Genomic DNA, 21,749 nt, shown 5'->3' with positions numbered 1-21,749 from the left:
CCGCCCTGGTGGTTCAGGTCCTTGGCGGCGAGTTCGACGACGGCGGAAGTGGACATGGCGATCAGACCTTGGTGAGCCAGTGGGCGTACTTGGGATTGCGGCCGTTGACGATGTCGAAGAAGGCGTTCTGCACCTTCTCGGTCACGGGGCCGCGGCTGCCGATGCCGATCTGCACACGGTCCAGTTCGCGGATGGGCGTGACCTCGGCGGCTGTGCCGGTGAAGAAGGCTTCGTCGGCGATGTAGACCTCGTCGCGGGTGATGCGCTTCTGCACCACGGTGATGCCGAGGTCGGCGGCGATGTGCAGGATGGTGTTGCGGGTGATGCCGTTCAGCGCACCGGCCGACAGGTCGGGCGTGTAGATCGTGCCGTCCTTCACCACGAAGATGTTCTCGCCGGCGCCTTCGCTCACGAAACCGGAGGCGTCGAGCAGCAGCGCTTCGTCGTAGCCGTCCTCGGTCGCTTCCATGTTGGCGAGGATCGAGTTGCTGTAGTTGCTCACCGCCTTGGCCTGCGTCATCGTGATGTTGACGTGGTGGCGGGTGTAGCTGCTGGTCTTGACGCGGATGCCGCGCTTCAGGCCCTCGTCGCCCAGGTAGGCGCCCCACGCCCAGGCGGCGATCATGCCGTGCACCTGGTTGCCCTTGGGGCTGACGCCCAGCTTTTCGGAGCCGATCCAGACCAGCGGCCGGATGTAGGCGGACGGCAGGCCGTTCTCGCGGACCACGGTGCGGTGCGCTTCGTTGATCTCGTCCTGGCTGAAGGGCAGCTTCATGCGCAGGATCTTGGCGCTGTTGAACAGGCGCTGGGTGTGCTCGGCCAGGCGAAAGATCGCCGTGCCGCCGTCGGCCGTCTGGTAGGCCCGCACGCCTTCGAAGGCGCCGCAGCCGTAGTGCAGCGTGTGCGTCAGCACGTGGATCTTGGCGTCGCGCCAGTCGACCAGCTGGCCGTCCATCCAGATCTTGCCGTCGCGGTCGGCGAGCGAGGGGGCGGGTGGGACGAGGCTCATGCGGGAATCCTTGGAATGCGGGTAGCGCGGTCGCGCGCCGGAAAAGCCGGCGATTTTACGGCGCAGGCGTCGCGGCGGGGGCGGGCACGGCCGGCGGGGTGTCCTCGGCCGGCGCCGGGCGCGTCAGCTGCCACGACACCAGCTTGCCGTGCGCGAAGGTGCAGTCCACGTACGAATCGGAGCCGTCGGTCCAGCGGTAGATCTCGGGCTGGGTGCCTTCGGGCGAGCGCAGCACGCCGAGCGCCCGCGTGAGCGCGACCACGTGCAGCAGGTTCACGCCGGGCTTGAGCTTCGCGTTGAGCATCACCGCGCTGCCGACATAGCCGACCGGCCGGTCGGCGGCCCGCTTGAGCACCGTCATCATCCGGGTGAAGTGCAGCAGCAGCCACATCGTGATGCCGCCGCCGACGACGAACAGGCCGCGCCAGCCGTAGGCGCTGAAGGCGGCCGCCAGCAGCACGAGGCAGCCGACCGGGACCAGGAGCTTGAGAAAGTTCATCCCGGCATTTTCGCAGCCCCGCCCGGCGCCGGCGGTGTGGAAGGCACTTACCCCGGTGCCTGCGCCGGCGCCCCGGCCGCGGCGCGGCAGCCGGCGGCCGGATGCGCCGGCAGGTCGGCCAGCAGCCGGCGCACGACGCCGTTGGTCCAGCCGAAGCCGTCCTGCAGCGGGTATTCCCCGCCGTCGCCGCCCTGCGCCCCGGCCCCGGGCCGCAGCGCGTATTTCTCGACCAGCTTGCTCTCGCGCTCGTAGACCGCACCGACGGTGGTCAGCCAGCGGTGGGCAATCTCGCCCGCCAGGTCGTCTTCGCCGTAGTCGCGCAGGCCCTGGATCGCCATCCACTGCAGCGGCGCCCAGCCGTTGGGCCGGTCCCACTGCTCGCCGCTCTCGTTCTCCGACGTGCCGAGGCCGCCGGGCGCGAGCAGCCGCTGCCGCAGGGTGGCGGCCACCGCGCGCGCCTGCGCCGCGTCGGCCACGCCGGCGAACAGCGGCACGACCGTGGCCGCGGTGAGCACGCTGCGCAGCCGCGTGCGCTCCCAGTCGTAGTCGAAGAAGGCGCCCGCCGCCGCGTCCCACAGCAGGCGGCGGACCGCGGCGCCCCGCTCGTGGGCCCGCCGCTCGAACGCCTCGGCACGGGCCGTGTCGCCGCCCTCGCGGCAGAGCCGGGCGATGGTCGCCTCCAGCCGGCACAGCAGCGCGTTCAGGTCCGCCGGCAGCAGCGCGGTGGTCCGGATGTCGCACAGCCGGCGCGAGGCGTGGGCCGGATCGGCCGGATCGCACAGCCAGCGGGCGCTGAAGTCCCAGCCCGATTCGGCCGCGGCCCGCAGGTCGCGCCAGACCGCGTGCGCCGGGCGGCCGTGCTGCGCGGCGGCGGTGGCATGGTCCTCGCGCCAGGACTCCTCGCGCGGCGTGTCGCGGTCGTCCCAGTAGCGGTTGAGCACGGTGCCGTCGGCGAGCCGCACCGCGCGGCGGTGCGCCTGGCCCGGTGCGAGCATGTCGGCGCCGTCCATCCACCAGGCGTGCTCGCGCAGCATCTGCGGCAGGTAGTGCGCCGCCGGCGGGCCGCCGTGCTGCGCGCACAGCTCGGCCATCAGCGCGAACACCGGCGGCTGCGACCGGCTGAGGTAGTAGCTGCGGGTGCCGTTGGGCACAAAGCCGAAGGTGTCGATCAGGTAGGCGAAGTTGTCGGTCATCGCATGCAGCAGCGGCGCCTGCCCGCTGGCCGCGAGGCCGAGCATCGTGAAGTAGGAATCCCAGTAGTACAGCTCGGCGAAACGGCCGCCCGGCACCACGTAGGGCTCCGGCAGCTGCAGCAGCGAGCAGCGCGGCGGATGCGCCCGGGGATGGCGGGTCAGCACCGGCCAGAGGCCGTCGATATGGTCGGCCAGGCTCTGGCCGGGCGGCGAGACGTAGTGGCTGGCATGCGCCTGCTGCACGACGAAGTGCCGGTGCACGAAGGCCGACAGGTCGAAGCCGGGCGCCGTGCGGTCCTGCCGGTAGGCCGCGAGGATCGCGTCCGGATCGCCGCGCGGCACGCAGTCCACGAAGGTCTTGCCGTCTGCGAACACCCGGCCGGCCTGGACCGCCTCGAACAGTTCGGCATAACGGTCGGCGGGCGACAGCGGGTCGGGGGACGGCACGCGGCAGGCGGCATCGCGGCGGCGGTCGGTGGACGCTGCCGCAGTGGCGGGGTGAGAAGCGGAAACAGGGCGATCCATGCGCCGATTCTGGACAGCGGCCCCGCGCCGTGCGTTTCGAGATGATGGCGCCTGCCACGCCCCGGCACGCAGGTTGCTGCGATGCTCGCCTCCTCCTCTCCGGCCCCGATCCACCATGCACCCCCTGCCATCGCACGCCCCCCTCACCCGCCGCCGTCTGCTGGCACCGCTGTCGCTGCTGCCGCTGGCCGGCTGTGCGAGCGGCACCGTGCCGGCCGGTGCCGGTGCGCCGGTGGCCGCCCTGTTCGCCGGACGCATCGACGACGGCGGCTTCATGCAGGCCGGCTACGAAGGCCTGGTCCAGGCACGCGACCGCTGGGGCCTGGCGATCCGCTACCGCGATGGCGTACCGCCCCAGACCGAGGCGCTGGCGGTGGCCTTGCGCCAGCTCGCCGTCGACGGCCCCGCCCTGGTGATCGCGCACGGCGGACAGAACAATGCCGCGGCCGAACAGGTGGCCGCCGCATTCCCGGCCGTGCGGTTCGTGGTGACCCAGGGCAGCGTCACCGGCCCCAACCTGTCGAGCTACGAGGTCCTGCAGGAACAGTCGGCCTGGCTGGCCGGCGCCCTGGCCGGGCTGACCACGCGGACCGGGGTGGTCGGCCACATGTCGGGCATCCGGGTGCGGCCGGGCCTCAAGGGCCGCGCGGCCTATGCCGAGGGCGTGCGCACCGCCAACCCGCGGGCCCGCCTGCTGACCAACTTCTCCGGCAACCAGGACGACAACGCGCTGTCGGAGCGCATCGCCCTCGCACAGATCGACGCCGGCGCCGATGTCATCTTCACCATGCTCAACGCCGGCCGTCAGGGCGCGATCGACGCCTGCCGCCGGCGCGGCGTGCGGCAGATCGGCAACGTCGGCGACTGGACGCAGCGCGATCCGACGGTCTTCGTCGGCTCCGCCGTCGCCGATGTCGGCCAAGCGGTTCGTCAGGCGGCGGGTGATGTGGCGGAAGGCCGCTGGAAGCCCGGCGTGGTCCGCCAGCTCGGGCTGGCCGACCCCGGTGCGGTGCGGCTGGCGCTGGCCCCGGACGTACCCGCCGCCGTACGCGACCGGCTCGCGGCCTACGCGCAGGCCATCGCCAGCGGCGCGCAGTCGGTGCCGGAGGACTACCGCGGACCGGAGTTCGCCGCGCCCTGATCCCGCGTGCGGGCCGGGGCAGGCACGGCGTCGCCGCCCTGCTCCACCAGCGCCCGCATCCGGCGCCGCAGCGCCTTGTCGCGGCGCTGCTGGGCCTCCCAGTCCTCGCGCACCGCGCGCAGCAGCGCCACCGCCATCAGCACCAGCACGACCGCGAACGGCAGCGCGAAGACGATGGTCGCGGTCTGGACCGCCTCCAGGCCGCCGGCGAACAGCAGGGCCAGCGCGATCGCCGCCACCGCCGTGCCCCAGGCGACCTTCACGCCGGCGCGCGGGTTGGCGTCGCCGCCGGTGCTCATCATGCCGAGCACCAGGGTGGCCGAATCGCCCGAGGTCACGAAGAACACCAGCACCAGCACCGTCGTCACCACCGACAGCACGGTGCCCAGCGGCAGGCCCTGCAGCATCGCGAACATCGCGGTCGCGGTATCGGCCTCCACCGCAGCGCCCAGGCCCGCGGCCTGGAAGATCTCGCGGTGCAGCGCGGTGCCGCCGAAGATCGCGAACCAGACGAAGCCGACCAGCGTCGGCGCCAGCACGGTGCCCACCAGGAACTGCCGGATCGTGCGGCCGCGCGACACCCGCGCGATGAACAGGCCGACGAAGGGCGACCACGCGACCCACCAGGCCCAGTAGAAGACCGTCCAGTCGCCGACCCAGGTACTGTCCCGGAACGGCGACATGCGCAGGCTGGTGCGCACGAATTCGCTCAGGTAGGCGCCGAGGGTGTTGGTGAAGGTGTTGACGATCGCGACCGTCGGACCGAGCAGGAACACCACCAGCGCGAGCAGGGCGGCCAGCCCGAGGTTGCCGATCGACAGCCATTTCACGCCGCGCTCCACCCCGCTGACCGCCGACGTGATGAACATCGCGGTGGTGACGACGATGATCGCCGCCTGCACCGCGGTGCCGATCGGCAGGCCGAACACCGCGTGCAGGCCGCCGTTGATCTGGGTGGCGCCCATGCCGAGCGAGGCCGCCACGCCGAAGGCGGTCGCGACGGTGGCCAGCACGTCCACCACCGGCGATAGCCGCCGCATGCCGCGCCAGGGCAGCGAGGCGGTGGCGGAACTCACCAGTGCCGGGGCGTTGCGGCGGAACTGGAAGAAGCCGATCGCCAGGCCGACGATGCCGTAGATCGCCCACGGGTGCAGCCCCCAGTGGAAGAAGGCGTAGCGCATCGCCGCGCCCGCGGCCTCGGGCGTTTCCGGCGCGATGCCGGGCGGCGGATGGCGGTAGTGCGAGATCGGCTCGGCCACGCCCCAGAACACCAGGCCGATGCCCATGCCGGCGGCGAACAGCATCGCGAACCAGGCACCGACGGAAAACGCCGGCTCCTCGTCCTCGTCGCCGAGCTTCAGGTCGCCGTAACGGCTGACGGCCAGGAACAGCGCCAGCAGCACCAGCCCGAGCACCAACCACAGGTAGAACCAGCCGAAGTTGCGGGTGGTGGCGGCCAGCGCATCGCCGAAGAAGCGGCCGAGCGAGGCCGGCGCCGCCAGCCCCCAAACCACCACCGCGGCGATCACCGCCATCGAGGCGAACAGCGGCCCGCGGGACGGCCGCGGGGATGGAGGGGCGTCGGTGGCGGCGGTCATGCGGCGCAGTATGCGCCGGCCGGGCCGGTCGAATGCTACGGTTTGCATAGCGCCTGGCGCAGGCGCAGCGGGCGCAGGAGCCCGATTTCTCTCTGATGTGGGAATGCCGCCGCCGCTACTGCAGCCGGCGCACCACCTCCATCGCCTCCTCGACCCGCTCGACCGCGTGGATCTCCAGGCCCTCGATCGGCTTCTTCGGCGCATTGGCCTTGGGCACCACCGCCACGCTGAAGCCGAGCTTGGCGGCCTCGCGCAGCCGCTCCTGGCCGCGCGGGGCCGGCCGCACCTCGCCGGCGAGGCCGACCTCGCCGAACGCCAGGAAGCCCTTGGGCAGCGGCCGGGCGCGCAGGCTGCCGGTGATCGCGAACATGACCGCCAGGTCGGCCGCCGGCTCGCTGATGCGCACGCCGCCCACCGCGTTGACGAACACGTCCTGGTCCATGCAGGCGATCCCGGCATGGCGATGCAGCACCGCCAGCAGCATCGCCAGCCGGTCGCGGTCCAGGCCGACCGACAGCCGCCGTGGGCTGGGCCCGCCGGAATCGACCAGCGCCTGGATCTCCACCAGCATCGGCCGGGTGCCCTCGAGCGTCACCAGCACGCAGCTGCCGGGCACCGGCTCGGCATGCTGGGACAGGAAGATCGCGCTCGGGTTGGTCACGCCCTTCAGGCCGCGCTCGGTCATCGCGAACACGCCGATCTCGTTGACCGCGCCGAAGCGGTTCTTGATGGCGCGCACCAGCCGGAAGCTGCTGTGGGTGTCGCCCTCGAAGTACAGCACCGTGTCGACCATGTGCTCCAGCACCCGCGGGCCGGCGAGCGCGCCCTCCTTGGTCACATGGCCGACCAGTACGATCGCCACGCCGCTCGCCTTGGCCGCGCGGGTCAGGTGGGCCGCGCATTCGCGCACCTGCGCCACCGAGCCGGGCGCCGAGGTGAGCTGGTCGGAATACACCGTCTGGATCGAGTCGATCACCGCCAGGCCCGGGCGCTGCGCGTCGAGCGTGGCGAGGATCTTTTCCAGCTGGATCTCGGCCAGCACCTGCACCTGCGAGCGGTCCAGGCCCAGCCGGCGCGAGCGCAGCGCGACCTGCGCGCCGGATTCCTCGCCGGTCACGTAGAGCGTGTCCATTCCGCCGCGCTGCAGCGCATCGACCGCCTGCAGCAGCAGCGTGGACTTGCCGATGCCCGGGTCGCCGCCGATCAGCACCACGCCGCCCTCGACGATGCCGCCGCCGAGCACCCGGTCCAGCTCGTCGATGCCGGTCGGCGTGCGGGCGACGTCGGAGGCCTCGATGTCGGCCAGCGTGGCGACCTCGGTGCTAGGGGCGAGCCCCGCATAGGCGGGCGCGGCCAGCCGGTTCTTCGACGGGGCCTGCGCCGCGGGCGCGGCGGTCTCGACCAGGGTATTCCAGGCGCCGCAGTGCGGGCATTTGCCGAGCCAGCGCGGGCTGGTGCCGCCGCACTCGGAGCAGGTGTAGAGGGTTTTGTCTTTGGCCATGGGGTGGGCGACTATAGGTGGCGCCGCCCGGCCGCGCTTCAACCGCTGCTGGCGCGCAGCATGTTGGCCAGCTCCACCGCCGACTTGACGTTCATCTTGTCGAACACCCGGGCGCGGTGGACCTCGACGGTGCGCACGCTGATGTCGAGCTGGTCGGCGATCAGCTTGTTGGGCAGCCCTTCGACCACCAGCCGCATCACGTCGCGTTCGCGGTCGGTGAGTTCGAGCAGCTTGGCCCGCACCCCGAGCGCGGCGTGGCGCTCGGCCAGCACCTCGGCCGACCGGCGCAGCGCCTGCTCCACCCGGTCGACCAGCGCGTTGTCGGAGAACGGCTTCTCGCAGAAGTCGAAGGCGCCGCGCTTGACCGCGTCCACTGCGGTCGGCACGTCGCCGTGGCCGGTCAGGAAGATCACCGGCATCGCGGTGTGCAGGCCGCGCGCGACCAGCGTGTCGAACAGCGCCAGCCCGCTGGTGCCCGGCATGCGCACGTCCAGCAGCAGGCAGCACGGCTGCGCCAGCGCCCGCACCAGCGCGCCGGGCTCGGCGGCGGCGTCGCCGCGCGCCTGCTGCTGCAGCATCTGCTCGAAATCGTCGGCGCTGCGGAAGGACTCGCTCAGCAGCCGGCGCGAGCGCAGCAGCCAGGCCAGCGCCTCGCGCACGCCGGCGTCGTCGTCCACGATGAACACGGTTGCGGTGGAGCCAGGTTCCATGGTCGTCATTGCCTCCTGTCGGCCGGAAGGGTAAAGGAGAAGACCGTGCCTTCGGGCACGTTGGGCGCATGGGCGAGCGCGCCGCCGTGCTGCTCGACCACGGTGCGGCACAGGCTCAGGCCGAGGCCCATGCCCTCGGGCTTGGTGGTGAAGAAGGGGGTGAAAAGCCGCGCGGCCACGTCCTCGGGGATGCCGGCGCCCTGGTCGGCCACGCGGAACTCGACCCATTCGCCGCGGCTGTCGGCGGACGCCGCGCGCACGGCGATCTCCAACCGGCGCGACGGCGCGCCCGGCCGGTCCATCGCCTGCATGCCGTTGCGCGCCAGGTTGAGCAGCACCTGCTCGACCATCGTGCGGTCGCACAGCACCGGCGGCAGGCCCGGCGCCACCGTGGTGTGCACCTGCACGCCGAGCTTGTGGGCCTGCAGCACGATCAGCGGCATCACCGCGTCGAGCAGCGCCCGCGCGTCGGTGGCCTCGCGCGCCTGGTCGCGGCGGCGCACGAAGTCGTGCACGCTGCGGATCACCCGGCCGGCGCGCTCGGCCTGCTCGGCGATGCGGCGCATCGCAGCCGACAGGTCGGCCGCGGTGTGGGCGGTCTCGGCCGCCAGCGCCGCCGGCGGCTGCGGCACGGCGGACGCCCGGGCCAGGTCGCCCAGCAGGTTGAGCGAGCCGGTGGCGTAGCTGGAGATCGCGGCGAGCGGCTGGTTGAGTTCGTGGCTCAGCAGCGAGGCCATCTCGCCGACGGTCGCGAGCCGGGCGGTGGCCTGCAGCCGTTCCTGGCTGGCGCGCGAGAGTTCCTCGATCCGGCGCTGCTCGCTCAGGTCGAGGAAGGCGCCCATCCAGCCGGTGTGCTGGCCCTGCGCGGTGATCAGCGGCGCCTCGATGATCAGCACCGGAAAGCGCTCGCCGCCCTTGCGCATGTAGACCGATTCGTAGCCCTCGCGCGGCGGCAGCGGCAGGCCGCCGGCGAGCCGCACCGCATGGCGGCGCGCGTATTCCTCGGCCTTTTCCGGCGGCCAATAGGGCAGCTCGCCGCCGCGGCCGAGCAGTTCGTCGGCGCCGAAGCCGACCATCTCGCAGAAGGCCGGGTTGACGTAGGTGATGCGGCCCTGCAGGTCGCGCGCCCGCAGGCCGGTGATGAGCGAGTCCTCCATCGCCTTGCGGAAGGCGAGCGCATCGGCCAGGTCGTGCTCGGCCTGCAGCCGGCGCCGGTTGTCCTTCGACAGCAGCACCAGCACCCAGACCAGCGCGATCGACATGAAGGTGACCAGCGCGGTCAGCACGTTGGGGAACACGCTGGGTGCGCCGTGCCAGCTGTCCATGCGCAGCATCAGCGCGCTGCCCGGCAGGTCGAGCAGCTGCTGCGCGCTGAACATCCGGGTTCCGCGGCGCGCCGAGCCGTGCAGCGCGGCGAGCCGGGTGCCGTCGGGTTCGGTGAAGGAGATGTCCTGGTGGCGGGTGATCTGCGGCCCGACCAGGTCGACCAGGATCTCCTGCAGCCCGTAGCGCGCGACGATGTAGCCGGTGACGTGGCCGTCGGCGAGCTGCGGCACGCAGAGCTCGACCACCTCCACGCCCAGGCCGCCCGGGCGCGGCAGGAAGAAGGTCGGCGAATAGGCGGCGCTGCCGGAGCGCCGCGCCGCCGCGCAGGTCAGCTGCAGGTCGGCCGGCGGCATCTCGCGGCCCGGCTCGCCGGCCGACGGCAGCGGCCGGTAGGGCGTGTCGGCGGCCTGCCGCAGGTTGAGCGACCGGTCGCGCCGCTCGATCCGCAGGAATTCGCGGCGCTCGCGCAGCAGCCGGCCGCCGCCCTCGGCCCAGGCGGCGGGATCGGCCTGGTCGGACTGCAACGCCTGCAGGCTCTGCAGGTTGCGGTACAGGCCGGCGCGGATGTCGGCCACCGCGTCGCCGACGTCGCGCTCGATGCGGCTCTGCACCTGGCTCGCCTCGTAGCGGCCGGCCAGCCAGACCAGCGTGACCAGCATCGACGCGACCAGCGCCACCAGCAGCGGCCAGAGCGACCAGCGGCGCCAGTTGCGCGGCCGCAGCGGCATGAAGCGCGGCAGGGCCGGCGACGGAGACGGCGGCAGGGGCGGGACGGCGGCGCTCACAGCCGGCGATGGTCCAGGGCCGGCAGCCGGTGGCGCAGCGCGGCGAGGTGGGCGGCGTCGGCATCGGCCAGCACCACGCCGGCGCCCTCCTCCGGCCGCACCGCCAGCACCGCGCCCCAGGGATCGACCACCATCGAATGGCCCCAGGTGCGCCGGCCGTTCTCGTGCAGACCGCCCTGGGCCGCCGCCGCGACGTAGGCCAGGTTCTCCACCGCGCGGGTGCGCAGCAGCAGCGACCAGTGCGCCTCGCCGGTCACCTGGGTGAAGGCGCTGGGTGCGAGCAGCAGGTCGCAGCCGTCCGCAGCGTAGCGGCGGTACAGCTCGGGGAACCGCAGGTCGTAGCAGACCGACAGGCCGACCCGCCAGACATGCCCGTCGCGCGACGGCAGGTCGAACGCCACCGGCCCGCTGCCGGCGACCAGTGTGCGGGCTTCGTCGAAGGCGGTCTGGCCGTCGTCGAAGCGGAACAGGTGGACCTTGTCGTAGCGCGCCGCGCAGCGGCCGTCCGGCGCGAACACCGGCAGCGTGTTGTGGGCATGGGCCGGATCGCCGGTGGCGACCGGCAGCGTGCCGCCCGCGATCCACAGGCCCAGCTCGCGCGCAGACTGCGCCAGGAAGGACTGCATCGGCCCACCGCCGCCCCAGGCTTCCTGGTGCGCGAGCTTGTCGGTGTCGCGGTGGCCGAGCAGGCAGAAGTACTCGGGCAGCACCGCCAGTTCGGCGCCGGCGCGGGCGGCGTCCTCGAGCAGCCGGCGGGCGGTGGTCAGGTTGGCGTCGAGCACGGGGCCGGACACCATCTGCAGGGCAGCGATGCGCATGGGCGGATCCTGGAACGGAAAGCGGAAAGCGAAAGGCGCGAATCAGGGATTCTGCGCCGCCGTCGGCGCGCCCAGCCGGTCGCGGCCGGTGAGCTTGACGATCTGCGGATCGTCCCAACGGCCGGTGATGTGGAATTCCTGCGTGGTCGCCGCCGTCAGCGGGCCGCGCAGGAACAGCTGCGCGAGGAAGGTGCCCAGCCCGACCGCAGGATTGATCACCGCCGCCACCAGCGAGGCGGTGCCGGCGTCGATCTGCGGCACCACCACCACCCGCAGGTCCTGCGTCTCGCGCTTCAGGTCGGCGGTGCCGTCCATCAGCACCGCGGCGTTGACGCCCTTCATCTGCAGGTTGTGGGTGCGGGCGATGCCGTCGTCGATGCGCACGTCGCCGCGCACGAAGTCGAAGGCGAAGCCCTCGCTGAACACGTCGCGGAAATCGAGCGCCAGCCGGCGCGGCAGCGACTGCAGCGACAGCACGCCGAGCAGCTTGGCCAGGCCCGGATCGGCCTTGAGGAACTGGCCGGCGGCCATGTCGAGCTGCAGCCGGCCGTCCATCGACGGATAGTCCGGGCTGAACGGCGAGCCGCGCCAATCCACCTGGCCCTGCAGCACGCCGGCGCCACGCCGCAGGATGCCCGGCATGCCGAAACGCGCCAGCAGCGCGCCGCTGTCGCGCACCTCGAGCCGGAAGTCGAGCGCCGTGCGCCGTGCCGTCGCACCGGGCGCGAGGCGCTTCCAGTCGCCGGTGGCGGCGAAGGTCGCCTCGGGCAGCGCGAGGCGCAGCCGGTTCAGGTGCCATTCGCGGTCGCGGCCCTGCGCGGCCATGCGGTTGACCGCGTCCACCTCGACCCGGCCGAGGTGCCGGCCCTTGAGTTCGAAGTCCTCGACCACGATGTCGAGCGCCGGCAGCAGGCTGCCGGCACCGTCGGCGGCGGCCAGCGGCAGCGGGGGCGGCCGCGGGTCGTCGAGCAGGTCCTCGAAATCGCCGGCGGCGCTCTCGGGCACCTTGAGCCGCGCCAGCCGGGCGAACACCCGGGCCGGCGTGCCGGTGCTGCCCTGGCGGTACTCCAGGTAGCCGCCGAGCTCCTCCGCATCGACGCTGGCGCGCCAGACCGGCCCGCTGCGCGACCCGCCGGCCACCAGCCGGTGCAGCGTGCGGCCGCCGGCGGTGATCGCATCGGCGCGCACCGCGAGCGAATCCGGCAGGTAGCCCTGCAGCAGCGTGCCGGCGGAGGCGGCCGGTGCGGATGCCGGTCCGGCGGACGGGGACGCAGAAGCCATCGGCCGGCCGGTGGCATCGGCGAACACCGCCCGCCAGGCGTCGATGTCGAGCGCACCGAAGCGCAGGTTGGCGGCCACGCCCTGCTCCGGCAACGGCGCCTGCGCATCGGCTTCCAGGCCGACCGCGACGCTGCCGCGCACCACCCGCGGCGTGTCGCCCGACAGGTCGCGCTGGTAGCGCACCGCGGCCACCGTGCCCAGGTCGAAGGCGATCTCGTCGCGTGCCGCGCTGCCCGTGCCGTCGCGCGTCACGGTGGTCGCCAGGCGCATCGGCAGGGCCGCATCGGCCGGCTTGCCCAGGGGCGCCGGCAGGTCCAGCGCCAGGCCCTGCAGCGTGCTCTGCACCGCGATCTCGGGATGGCCGTCGCGCACCGTCAGGCTGGCGGTGTAGGCGGCTGCGCCCTCGGCACGCCGGGCCATGCGCGCCACCGGGCCGAATTCGGCCGCCTGCCGCAGTCCTTCGGCGGTGACGGTGCCCTGTGCGCGGAAGTTCAGCACATGCTCGGGCAGAGCGGGCGGCACCGTGCCCTGGGCCGGCGCCTGCGCCGCGCCCGGCAGCACGACGGCCGGCGGCGCGGTGCTGCGCAGCCCGCCGTCGAGCCGGACGTCGCCGCCGAGCATGCGCGCCTGCGCACCGGCCACCGTGAAGCCGGTTTCGGTGAAGGCCACCGTGCCGCGGGTCCGCGCGAGCAGCGGGATGTCGGGCCGGATCCGCAGGTCGTTGCCGGCCAGCACCACGCTGCCCTGCACCTTGCTGTGCACGATGTCGGCGACCGGCAGTTCGAGCGCGAGCTTCAGGTCGGCCGTGCCGGTCGCGGTGGCCTGCGCCAGTGCGCCGGCGGTCAGGGTCGACAGCGGCGAGACGTCCACCACCGCCAGCATGTCGGCCAGCGGCCCGCGCGCCTCGGCCCGCACCTGCACCACCGTGTGCGCAAGATCGGGGATACGCGCTTCGGCCTTCAGCACGCGGATCTCGGACGGACGCGCCGCGCCCGGCAGCGCCAGCCGGCCGACGGCGTTGCGGATCTCCATGCCGCCGCCGTCGAACACCAGTTCGCCCGCCAGGCCCGCGAGCCGCGGCCAGGGCTTCTGGCCGGCGGGCTGGATGGAGGCCGGCACGTAGGCATAGTCGGCGTCGCGGATCTTCGCGGCGATGCGGAATTCGCCCTGCTTCGGGTCGTGGAACGGCATGTGCGCCAGATCGCCGCGGACCCGGAACTGCACGCCGGTGGCGGTGCCGGCGCTCACGGCATCGCGCACGTAGTGGCGCACCTCGGGCGCGATCGCCTGCGGCAGGTAGCGGTGTACCCGGGTGCCGTCGGCGCGCGACAGGCTGCCGTTCAGGTCGAGCACGCCCGGATGCGGCCTGGCGCCCTCGGCGGGATGCCAGGCGGCGCGCAGTTCGCCGGCGGCGTCGGCATTGGCGAAGGTGGCGCGCGGCACCTGCACCGACAGCCGGCCGTCGGCGTCGCGCTGCCAGCGCGCCTCCGCCCGCAGGCTGGCGAACGGCACCACCGACTGCTCGAACACGCCCGGGAATTCCAGCGCGCCGTCGTCGATCGCGACCTGCGCGCTGCCGCCGCGCTGGGTCAGGTCGAAATCCACCGTGGCGTTGCGCACGCCGGGCGTGCCGAGCGGCGGGTGGACATGGTGGTGGGCGTTCGGCTGGCTGCGGCGCAGCGCCGCCTCGGCGGCCTGCGCGGCGGCGACCAGTGCGGCGGGCGCGGGCTGCGCCGCCACGCCAAGCCGGCTGATGCGGCCCTCGGCCTTGTAGCCGACCGGCGCGGCCGGATCACCCTCCCAGCGGGCGTGCAGCCGCTCGACCAGGCCTTCCGGCGCCCGCGCCACCGCGGCCCGGCCGGCCTCGCCGATCGGTAGTGCGCCGGCGATGCGGCCGAGGGCGGCCAGGTCCAGCCGGTCGGCGCGCAGCTCGCCCTGCGCGGGCTTGCGGCCGGCGGCATGGGCGATCCGCAGTTCGGCATTGCCGCCGGGCCACGCAGCACCCTCGCGCGGCTGGAACTGCAGCCCGCGGGTGGCGAGGTCGAAGCCGCCATCGCCGCGGTGGCCGGACAGGCGCAGCCGCAGCGTGTCGAGCTGCAGCGGCAGCGTCGCCTCCCGGAAGCGGGCATCGATGTCGGCGGCGGCCAGGTCGGCCGCGCCGCCGCGCAGCCGCGCGTGGTCGATGTCGGCCCACAGCCGCAGCGCGCCGCGGCCGGACGCGACCTCCAGGCCCCAGGGCGACAGGTCGAGGTAGCGGCGCAGCGGCGCGGCGTCGAGGTCCGGCGCGAGCAGGTAGGCCTGCCCGACCCAGTCCTGCCAGCGTCCGTTGCGGGCGGTGAGCAGCGGCTGCCGGAAGCGTCCCATCGCGGTGAAACGGGCGCCCCATTCCGGCGGCGGCGTGGCGTCGAGGCGCATCGCGTGGCGCCACGGGCGGTTGCGCAGCACCAGGTCCACGTCCTGCAGCGCCGCCGCGGGCGCGCCGCGCTGCTCGTCGGTCCAGCGCACGGTGCCGTTCTTCACCACCACCTCGGCCTGCGAGAACAGCCAGTCGGCGGCGCGGCCGTCGTCGGGACGGTCGGGGTCGAGCGGACGGCCGGCGACGAAGAGGCGGCCGTCGGCAATGCGGCGCACCTCGATCTCCAGGCCCTCCAGGTAGAGCTGCTCGAAGCCCAGCCGCAGCAAAGACCGCGGCGACAGTGCGGCCACCACCAGCGGCAGCCGCAGCGCGTCGCGGCCCTCGGCGTCCTGCAGCGCCACGTCGCCCAGGGAGAAGGACGGCACCAGTCCGTCGCTGCGCGCGGTGATCGTGCCGATGCGCACCGGCATCCCCAGGGCCCGCGTGGCCGCCGCCTCGATGCGCGGACGGTAATCCGCGATATTCGGCACAATCCAGCCGTGCAGAACGCCCCACACGGCGAAGAAGCACAACCACGCGGCACACAACGACCAGAAGACCCACCGCGCCACGGCTGCCGTCGATTTCAGCGCACGAGAAGGTTCCTGGATCGCGGTGGGTTCCATCATGGGTGAGTGGGGAATGTCAGGAATTATGGCCCGCAGCATCGACCCGGGTTCGCAGGAAGAACACGCTGTTTCGCCTGGAGGCGCCGCCCGCGCGGAGCCGCTTCCGCCGCACACCGACCGCGCCGCCCATTCGCGTTTTGTGCAGCGGCTGCGCCGCCGCTACGGCGACGTGCTGCACCTGCTGCCGGCGGGCGACCCCGACCGCGCCAGCATGGCGGTGGCGCTGCAGGCGCTGCGTGCCTGCGGCCACGACTGCGCCACCGCGCTGCGCATGCTGCGCCAGCTGGTGATGGAGCGCTTGGCGGTGCTCGACTGCGATGCCGGCGCACCGCTCGCGGTGGTGACCCGGGCGGTTACCGAACTCGCCGAACTCGCGCTCGACGCCGCCTGCACCGAGGCCTTCGCCGAACTGGATGCGGCCCACGGCGCGCCGCGCAATCCCGACGGCAGCCGCACCCAGTTCTGGGTGGTGGGCATGGGCAAGCTCGGCGGCCGCGAACTCAACGTATCGAGCGACATCGACCTGGTCTACGTCTACGACGAGGACGGCGAGACCGCGGGCGATGCCGATGGCCGCGGGCGGCTCAGCCACCACGAGTATTTCGGCCGGGTGGTCAAGCGCATCTACGCGCTGGTCGGCGAGACCACCGAACACGGCTTCGTGTTCCGGGTGGACCTGATGCTGCGGCCCAACGGCAATTCCGGCCCGCCGGCGGTGTCGCTGTCGGCACTGGAGGAATATTTCCTGGTGCAGGGCCGCGAGTGGGAGCGCTTCGCCTGGCTGAAAAGCCGCGTGGTCGCACCGCGCGCCTGCCTCGGCGACAGCCCGGTGCAGGGCCTGCGGCAGGTGGTGCTGCCCTTCGTCTTCCGCCGCTACCTCGACTACAGCGTGTTCGACGCGCTGCGCAGCCTGCACCGCCAGATCCGCGAGCAGGCCGCGCGCCGCAGCGCCGGCAAGCCCGAGCGCGCCAACGACGTGAAGCTCTCGCGCGGCGGCATCCGCGAGATCGAATTCACCGTGCAGCTGCTGCAGGTGGTGCGCGGCGGCCAGTTCCCCGAGCTGCGCAGCCGCGCCACGCTCGATGCGCTGCAGCGGGTCGCGCATGCCGGCCTGATGCCGCAGGACACCGCCGACGCGCTGGCCCGCGCCTACACCTTCCTGCGCCGGGTCGAGCACCGCATCCAGTACCTGGACGACCAGCAGACCCATGCGCTGCCGACGCAGGACGGCGATGTGGAATGGATCGCGCAGAGCATGGGCTACACCCACCACTGCCCGTTCCTGCACGACCTGGACGCGCACCGCGAATTCGTCGCGCAGGAGTTCGACACCCTGCTCGGCGGCGCCGCGTCGTGCAAGGGCGCGTGCCAGCGCAAGGGCACGGCGGCCCCGCCCGACCTCGACACCGTGCTGGCTGCCCTGCCGCCGAAGCTCGCCGAGCGGGTCGAGCAGTGGCGCGGCCATGCGCGGGTGCAGGCGCTGCGCGACGACGACCGGGCGCGGCTGGTGCGGCTGCTGCAGCGCACCGCGCAGTGGATCGCCGACGAGACCGTCTCCGAAGCCTCGGCGGTGCAGATGGTCGGCTGGATCGAACCGCTGCTGCGCCGGCAGAACTACTTGGCGCTGCTGCTGGAGCGCCCCGCGGTGCACGAGCGGCTGCTGCACCTGATCGGCGCGGCCCGCTGGCCGGCGCGCTACCTGATGCAGCACCCGGGCGTGATCGACGAACTGGCCGGCGATGCGCTGTTCTCCGAACGCTTCGTCGCCGCCGAATTCGAGGGCGAGCTGGAACGCCGCCTCGCCTCGCTGCGCACCACCGCCGAGGACGACGACGAGACGCTGCTCGACCTGCTGCGCCGCGCCCACCACGCCGAGGTGTTCCGCACCCTGGCGCGCGACGTGGAGGGCCGGCTCACGGTGGAGCAGGTCGCCGACGACCTGAGCGCGCTGGCCGACGCCACGCTGCGCATCACCGCGCGCTGGGTCTGGCAGCGGCTTCAGCGCCGCCACCGCGAGGAGGCCGAGCCGCCGGTCGCGGTGATCGGCTACGGCAAGCTCGGCGGCAAGGAACTCGGCTACGGCAGCGACCTGGACATCGTCTTCGTGTACGAGGACGAGGACGAGCGCGCGCCCGAGGTGTATGCCGCCTTCGTGCGCAAGCTGATCAACTGGCTGACGGTCAAGACCGGCGAAGGCGACCTCTACGAGATCGACACCGCGCTGCGGCCCAACGGCAATTCCGGCCTGCTGGTGACCAGCTTCGCGTCGTACGCCAACTACCAGCAGCGCCGCGGCAGCAACACCGCCTGGACCTGGGAGCACCAGGCCATGACCCGGGCGCGCTGCGTGCTCGGCAGCGATGCGCTGCGCGCCCAGTTCGACGCGGTGCGCGAGGCCGTCATCACCGCGCCGCGCGACCCGGCGGCGCTGGCCGTGGAGATCGCGGCGATGCGCGAGAAGGTGCGCGCCGCCCATCCGGTGAAGGCCGGGCAGTTCGACGTGAAGCACAGCCGCGGCGGCATGGTGGACGTGGAGTTCGCGGTGCAGTACCTGGTGCTGTCGGCCGCGGCCGACCATCCGGAGCTGCGCATCAACATCGGCAACATCGCGCTGCTCGGCCGGGCCGAGGCCGCCGGCCTGCTGCCGCCGGGCGTCGGTGCCCACGCGGCCGACGCCTACCGCGACCTGCGCCGCGCCCAGCACACCGCGCGGCTGAACGAGGAGACCACCCAGGTCGATCCGGCCGCGATGGCGACCGCCCGCGCCGCGGTGCTGGCGCTCTGGGAGGCGGTGTTCCCGCCCCGCGGCTGACGCCGCGCTATCGAAACCGTAGCTGACCGCGCCCGCGGGACGGGCGCAGGAGCCGGTTTTTCATCCGAACACGACGGTCTCGGCGCCCGGAACCCAGGCCGGATGCCGCACCATCGCCTGCAGGAAGCGCGGCGACGCGACGAAGGCCGCGAGCCAAGCCTGCAGCCGCGGCCACGGCTGTGCGGCGAACCAGGCCGGATCGACCGCCGCGCACTGCCGCACGAAGGGCGCGATCGCCGCATCGGCCAGCGCCGCGTGGCGCCCGCCGAGCCAGGGCTGCGCGGCCAGCCGCGATTCGAGCCGCGCCAGGAACACCGCCACCGCCGCACGGGCGGCCTGCGGATCGGCGGGCGTGCCGTCGGCGGCGGGGTGGCGCTCCGGGTACTTGAAGCGGTCCAGCGCCGGCTTGAAGCGATCGTCGTGGTCGGCGATCAGCGCGTCCATCGCCGCGGGCGTGCAGCCGTCGGGCGCGAGCCAGCCGTGCGGATCGTGGCGGGCGAGCGCCCAGCGCATGATGTCCAGGCTCTGCTCCAGCACCGTGCCGTCGGGCAGCACCAGCACCGGCACGGTCGCCTTCGGCGAGGCATCGCGCAGCGCCTGCGGCTTGGCCGACAGCACCACCTCGCGCAGGGCGCACACCGTGCCGCTCGCCAGCAGGGCGAGCCGTGCGCGCATCGCATACGGGCAGCGGCGGAAGGAATAGAGGATCGGCAGCGTCATGCGTCCGGGCCTTGCGCAGGGGGCGCGGACGCTGGCGCGGCACCGGCACCGGCACCGGCACCGGTACCGGCACCGGCACCGGCATCGGTATCGGCGCCATCTGCGGACCGTGCGGGGCCACCGCCGGTCCCCGCATGCACCGGCGCCGGCGTGCCGATGTGCGCGACGCCCCGCGCGCGGGCCAGCGCCACCTGCCGCTGGCGCTCCGCATAGCCGGCCTTCTGCGCCTCGGTGGTGGTCGCATGGCAATGCGAGCAACTCACGCCCTCCACGAACAGCGGCGACGCCCGCTCCGCCGCGCCCAGCGGCCGGCGGCAGGAGCGGCACAGCGCATGCGTGCCCGGCGCCAGGCCCGGACCGACGGCCACCCGCTCGTCGAAGACGAAGCATTCGCCCTGCCACCGGCTCTGCGCGGCCGGCACCTGCTCCAGATAGGCCAGGATGCCGCCCTCCAGGTGCACCACGTCCTCGATGCCGCGGGCGCGCAGCAGCGCGGTCGATTTTTCGCAGCGGATGCCGCCGGTGCAGAACATCGCGACCCGCGCGCCGGGACGCAGCCGGTCGGCCTGCCGGTCGAGCCAGCCGGGCAGCTCGGCGAAGCTGCCGGTACCGGGGTCGAGCGCGCCCGGAAAGCTGCCGATCGCGACCTCGTAGTCGTTGCGCACGTCCACCAGCACGACCTCCGGATCGTCGAGCAGCGCGTTCCAGTCGGCCGGCTTGACGTAGCGGCCGGCACCGCGGGCCGCGTCGATCCCCGGCACGCCGAGCGTGACGATCTCCTTCTTCAGCCGCACCCGCATGCGGTGGAACGGCTGCCGGTCGCCCCGGTGCTCCTTGTGCACCAGCGCCGCGAGCCGGGGGTCGGCGCGCAGCCGGTCGAGCACGGCGCGCACGCCGGCTTCCGGCCCGGCGATGGTGCCGTTGACGCCTTCGGGCGCCAGCAGCAGCAGGCCCTTGACGCCGCCGGCATCGCACAGCGCCTGCAACGGCCCGCGCAGGTCGGCGCAGTCCGGCAGGTCGGCGAAACGGTAGAGCGCAGCGGTGAGGACGGGTCCCGGGCGGGCGCCGGCCGCAGGGTCGGTGGCAGGGAGCATCGTGCGGTCGGACATGGGCGGGCGATGGTAGCCCCATGCTGTAATTCCGGCGATGTCGCCGACCTTCCTGCCGGCTGCGGTGCCGGACCGCCGCCCGTCGCCCCGGACGGGCTTCCGCACCGGTGCCGCAGCGTGCGCTGCAAAGTTACTACCTGGTAAGTTTTCCGCCCCGGGCCTCCGCACGGGCGCCGCAGCGGGTGTCTGCCTGCTCGCCGCCCTGCTTGCGGGCTGCGCCGCCGGCCCCGGCCGCGACGGACCGCCGCGCCGGCCGCCAGAGGGCCTGGCGTCCACCCCCGACGCCGAGCCGCGGATCGAACCCCTGCGCAGCGGCGGGCCGAACAAGCCCTATGCCGTGCTCGGCCGCAGCTACGTGCCGCTGGATGCCGACGCGGCGCTGCGCCAGACCGGCCTCGCGTCCTGGTACGGCCAGGGTTTCCACGGCCGACCGACCGCCAGCGGCGAGCCGTACGACATGTACGCGATGACCGCGGCGCACACCACGATGCCGCTGCCCAGCTACGCCCGCGTGCGCAACCCGGCCAACGGCCGCGAGATCGTCGTGCGGGTCAACGACCGCGGCCCGTTCCACGACGGCCGGGTGATCGACCTGAGCTACGCCGCGGCGCTGCGGTTGGACCTGCTGCGCGGCGTGGCGCCGGTGGAGGTCGAACGGATCGTGCCGGCGGAGATCCGGGCGGGGACCTGGCGGCGCGGCGGTGCGGTACCGGGCGGAGTAGCGCCGGTCGTCGTTGCGGCGGACTCGCCGAACGCACTGGCGGACGACCGGGTGGTGGCCGTATCTGCGGCAGCGGTACGCACCGTGGCGGCCGGGCCGGCGGACACCGCCGCCGGCAGTACGGGATGGACCGTGCCGCTGACGGTGCACGGCGCACCACCTGCACCTGCATTCAGGCCGGCATCCGCGCCTGCGCCATCCGACCTGTCTGCCCGCGGTACCCTGAGCCCGCCGGGCGCCGATGCTCTCCTCGTGCCGACCCGCGCAGCGCCGTCGGGTGTCGGCACGGCCGACCTGCCCGCGGCCCAGGCCCTGCCGGCTCCGGACGCCACCGCCGACGACCGCGCCACGCGCGCGATGCCGCAGGCCCTGCCGCCGATGGCACCGCTGCCGCTGCCGGCACCTGTGCCTGTCGAGGCCACTGCACCTCTCTCGCCAGCGCCCGTTGCGCCCGCGTCCCGCGCGACGGCGGCCGTGCCAGCGCCGTCGGCACCCACCTCGACGGCCATGCCAGCGGCGTCGGCGTCGGCGTCGGCGTCGGCGTCGGCACCATCCTCCACCGCCGGCTTCTGGCTGCAGTTCGGTGCCTTCGGCCGGCCGGAGGGCGCCGAGCAGCTGCGGACCCGGCTCGCACCCGCCTTCCAGGGCATGGCGCCCCGGCTGTCCGTCTTCGCCGACGGCGGGCTGCATCGCCTGCAGGCCGGCCCGTTCCCGTCGCGCGAGGCCGCGGTGCAGGCCGCGTCGGCGCTGCAGGTGCCGGGCGGCGCCACGCCAGTGGTCGTCGAGCGCCGCTGAACGCCGCGGGGCCACCGCTCTGCACACCACCGCGCCGATACGGCGGCGCACCCGTGCGCGCTGGCGCCCGGACGCGAAGCCGCCCTCCCGCAATTCAATCATTCGATTGACTTGTGCTGTAATGCGACCCGCATGCCCGCCGCCTCCACCCCCCCCCCGCCCCGCGCCCCGCCCGCGCCGCA

14 protein-coding genes are annotated in these 21,749 nt (G+C 73.7%); 3 read left to right on the top strand and 11 right to left on the bottom strand.

Features of this window, described 5'->3' with window-relative positions; all coding sequences use genetic code 11:
- Positions 1 to 61 precede the first annotated feature (61 nt).
- The 3 genes from QZ500_RS12350 to treF are packed head-to-tail and all read right to left on the bottom strand — an operon-like array spanning position 62 to position 3,226.
- Complete coding sequence (locus tag QZ500_RS12350; RefSeq protein ID WP_295855707.1) at positions 62 to 1,009, bottom strand: branched-chain amino acid transaminase; 948 nt, start codon at positions 1,007 to 1,009, stop codon at positions 62 to 64.
- A 55-nt stretch (positions 1,010 to 1,064) separates the two neighbouring features.
- Positions 1,065 to 1,508 carry a glycerate kinase gene (locus tag QZ500_RS12345; protein ID WP_295855706.1) on the bottom strand — a complete coding sequence of 148 codons (444 nt, stop codon included), beginning with the start codon at positions 1,506 to 1,508 and terminating at the stop codon, positions 1,065 to 1,067.
- Between the two features lie 47 nt (positions 1,509 to 1,555).
- The gene (treF, locus tag QZ500_RS12340) at positions 1,556 to 3,226 is read right to left on the bottom strand and encodes an alpha,alpha-trehalase TreF (RefSeq protein WP_295855705.1); all 1,671 of its coding nucleotides are present in this window, start codon (positions 3,224 to 3,226) and stop codon (positions 1,556 to 1,558) included.
- Positions 3,227 to 3,341: 115 nt separating this feature from the next.
- Here treF and QZ500_RS12335 point away from each other — a divergent pair, with 115 nt between their 5' ends.
- Positions 3,342 to 4,367 carry a BMP family protein gene (locus tag QZ500_RS12335; RefSeq protein WP_295855704.1) on the top strand — a complete coding sequence of 342 codons (1,026 nt, stop codon included), beginning with the start codon at positions 3,342 to 3,344 and terminating at the stop codon, positions 4,365 to 4,367.
- Here the strand turns inward: QZ500_RS12335 and QZ500_RS12330 are convergent.
- From QZ500_RS12330 to QZ500_RS12305, 6 genes are all read right to left on the bottom strand, one after another.
- Entirely contained in the window at positions 4,337 to 5,965 is a 1,629-nt protein-coding gene (locus tag QZ500_RS12330) for a BCCT family transporter (RefSeq protein ID WP_295855703.1), read from the bottom strand. The two genes, QZ500_RS12335 and QZ500_RS12330, sit on opposite strands and share 31 nt — an antisense overlap.
- A 115-nt stretch (positions 5,966 to 6,080) precedes the next feature.
- Positions 6,081 to 7,466, bottom strand: coding sequence for a DNA repair protein RadA (radA, locus tag QZ500_RS12325; protein ID WP_295855702.1), 1,386 nt, complete (start codon positions 7,464 to 7,466; stop codon positions 6,081 to 6,083).
- Positions 7,467 to 7,504: 38 nt separating this feature from the next.
- Positions 7,505 to 8,176 (bottom strand): LuxR C-terminal-related transcriptional regulator, encoded by a 672-nt coding sequence (locus QZ500_RS12320; RefSeq protein ID WP_295855701.1) that lies wholly within the window; start codon positions 8,174 to 8,176, stop codon positions 7,505 to 7,507.
- A gap of 5 nt (positions 8,177 to 8,181) precedes the next feature.
- Positions 8,182 to 10,230 (bottom strand): ATP-binding protein, encoded by a 2,049-nt coding sequence (locus tag QZ500_RS12315; RefSeq protein ID WP_295855710.1) that lies wholly within the window; start codon positions 10,228 to 10,230, stop codon positions 8,182 to 8,184.
- A gap of 53 nt (positions 10,231 to 10,283) precedes the next feature.
- Entirely contained in the window at positions 10,284 to 11,105 is an 822-nt protein-coding gene (locus QZ500_RS12310) for a carbon-nitrogen hydrolase family protein (RefSeq protein WP_295855699.1), read from the bottom strand.
- Positions 11,106 to 11,147: 42 nt separating this feature from the next.
- A complete protein-coding gene (locus QZ500_RS12305) occupies positions 11,148 to 15,410 on the bottom strand; it encodes a YhdP family protein (RefSeq protein ID WP_295855697.1) in 4,263 nt (1,420 codons plus the stop codon).
- 25 nt (positions 15,411 to 15,435) lie between these two features.
- On the opposite strand from QZ500_RS12305, the gene glnE reads away from it, so the two are divergent.
- On the top strand, positions 15,436 to 18,222 hold the full coding sequence (gene glnE, locus QZ500_RS12300; RefSeq protein ID WP_295855695.1) for a bifunctional [glutamate--ammonia ligase]-adenylyl-L-tyrosine phosphorylase/[glutamate--ammonia-ligase] adenylyltransferase: 2,787 nt from the start codon (positions 15,436 to 15,438) through the stop codon (positions 18,220 to 18,222).
- A gap of 60 nt (positions 18,223 to 18,282) precedes the next feature.
- Here the strand turns inward: glnE and QZ500_RS12295 are convergent, their stop codons facing one another.
- Positions 18,283 to 18,942 (bottom strand): glutathione S-transferase, encoded by a 660-nt coding sequence (locus QZ500_RS12295; protein WP_295855693.1) that lies wholly within the window; start codon positions 18,940 to 18,942, stop codon positions 18,283 to 18,285.
- Positions 18,939 to 20,051 carry a rhodanese-related sulfurtransferase gene (locus QZ500_RS12290; protein WP_366763089.1) on the bottom strand — a complete coding sequence of 371 codons (1,113 nt, stop codon included), beginning with the start codon at positions 20,049 to 20,051 and terminating at the stop codon, positions 18,939 to 18,941. Before QZ500_RS12290 ends, QZ500_RS12295 begins: the two co-directional genes overlap by 4 nt.
- Before the next feature lie 37 nt (positions 20,052 to 20,088).
- Here QZ500_RS12290 and QZ500_RS19575 point away from each other — a divergent pair, with 37 nt between their 5' ends.
- Complete coding sequence (locus QZ500_RS19575; protein WP_366763087.1) at positions 20,089 to 21,567, top strand: septal ring lytic transglycosylase RlpA family protein; 1,479 nt, start codon at positions 20,089 to 20,091, stop codon at positions 21,565 to 21,567.
- The last annotated feature ends 182 nt before the right edge of the window (positions 21,568 to 21,749 follow it).

The sequence above is a fragment of the uncultured Xylophilus sp. genome, from assembly GCA_913776965.1.
Taxonomy (GTDB): domain Bacteria; phylum Pseudomonadota; class Gammaproteobacteria; order Burkholderiales; family Burkholderiaceae_C; genus Xylophilus.
This window is presented reverse-complemented; position numbering and strand designations above follow the sequence as displayed.

What these genes read in the sequence shown, in the direction of transcription:
- treF (WP_295855705.1), bottom strand. Translation starts at nt 3,226, where the DNA reads ATGGATCGCCCTGTTTCCGCTTCTCACCCCGCCACTGCGGCAGCGTCC.
- QZ500_RS12320 (WP_295855701.1), bottom strand. Translation starts at nt 8,176, where the DNA reads ATGGAACCTGGCTCCACCGCAACCGTGTTCATCGTGGACGACGACGCC.
- QZ500_RS12305 (WP_295855697.1), bottom strand. Translation starts at nt 15,410, where the DNA reads ATGATGGAACCCACCGCGATCCAGGAACCTTCTCGTGCGCTGAAATCG.
- glnE (WP_295855695.1), top strand. Translation starts at nt 15,436, where the DNA reads ATGGCCCGCAGCATCGACCCGGGTTCGCAGGAAGAACACGCTGTTTCG.
- QZ500_RS12295 (WP_295855693.1), bottom strand. Translation starts at nt 18,942, where the DNA reads ATGACGCTGCCGATCCTCTATTCCTTCCGCCGCTGCCCGTATGCGATG.
- QZ500_RS12330 (WP_295855703.1), bottom strand. Translation starts at nt 5,965, where the DNA reads ATGACCGCCGCCACCGACGCCCCTCCATCCCCGCGGCCGTCCCGCGGG.
- QZ500_RS12345 (WP_295855706.1), bottom strand. Translation starts at nt 1,508, where the DNA reads ATGAACTTTCTCAAGCTCCTGGTCCCGGTCGGCTGCCTCGTGCTGCTG.
- radA (WP_295855702.1), bottom strand. Translation starts at nt 7,466, where the DNA reads ATGGCCAAAGACAAAACCCTCTACACCTGCTCCGAGTGCGGCGGCACC.
- QZ500_RS12350 (WP_295855707.1), bottom strand. Translation starts at nt 1,009, where the DNA reads ATGAGCCTCGTCCCACCCGCCCCCTCGCTCGCCGACCGCGACGGCAAG.
- QZ500_RS12310 (WP_295855699.1), bottom strand. Translation starts at nt 11,105, where the DNA reads ATGCGCATCGCTGCCCTGCAGATGGTGTCCGGCCCCGTGCTCGACGCC.
- QZ500_RS12315 (WP_295855710.1), bottom strand. Translation starts at nt 10,230, where the DNA reads ATGCCGCTGCGGCCGCGCAACTGGCGCCGCTGGTCGCTCTGGCCGCTG.
- QZ500_RS12335 (WP_295855704.1), top strand. Translation starts at nt 3,342, where the DNA reads ATGCACCCCCTGCCATCGCACGCCCCCCTCACCCGCCGCCGTCTGCTG.
- QZ500_RS12290 (WP_366763089.1), bottom strand. Translation starts at nt 20,051, where the DNA reads ATGTCCGACCGCACGATGCTCCCTGCCACCGACCCTGCGGCCGGCGCC.
- QZ500_RS19575 (WP_366763087.1), top strand. Translation starts at nt 20,089, where the DNA reads ATGTCGCCGACCTTCCTGCCGGCTGCGGTGCCGGACCGCCGCCCGTCG.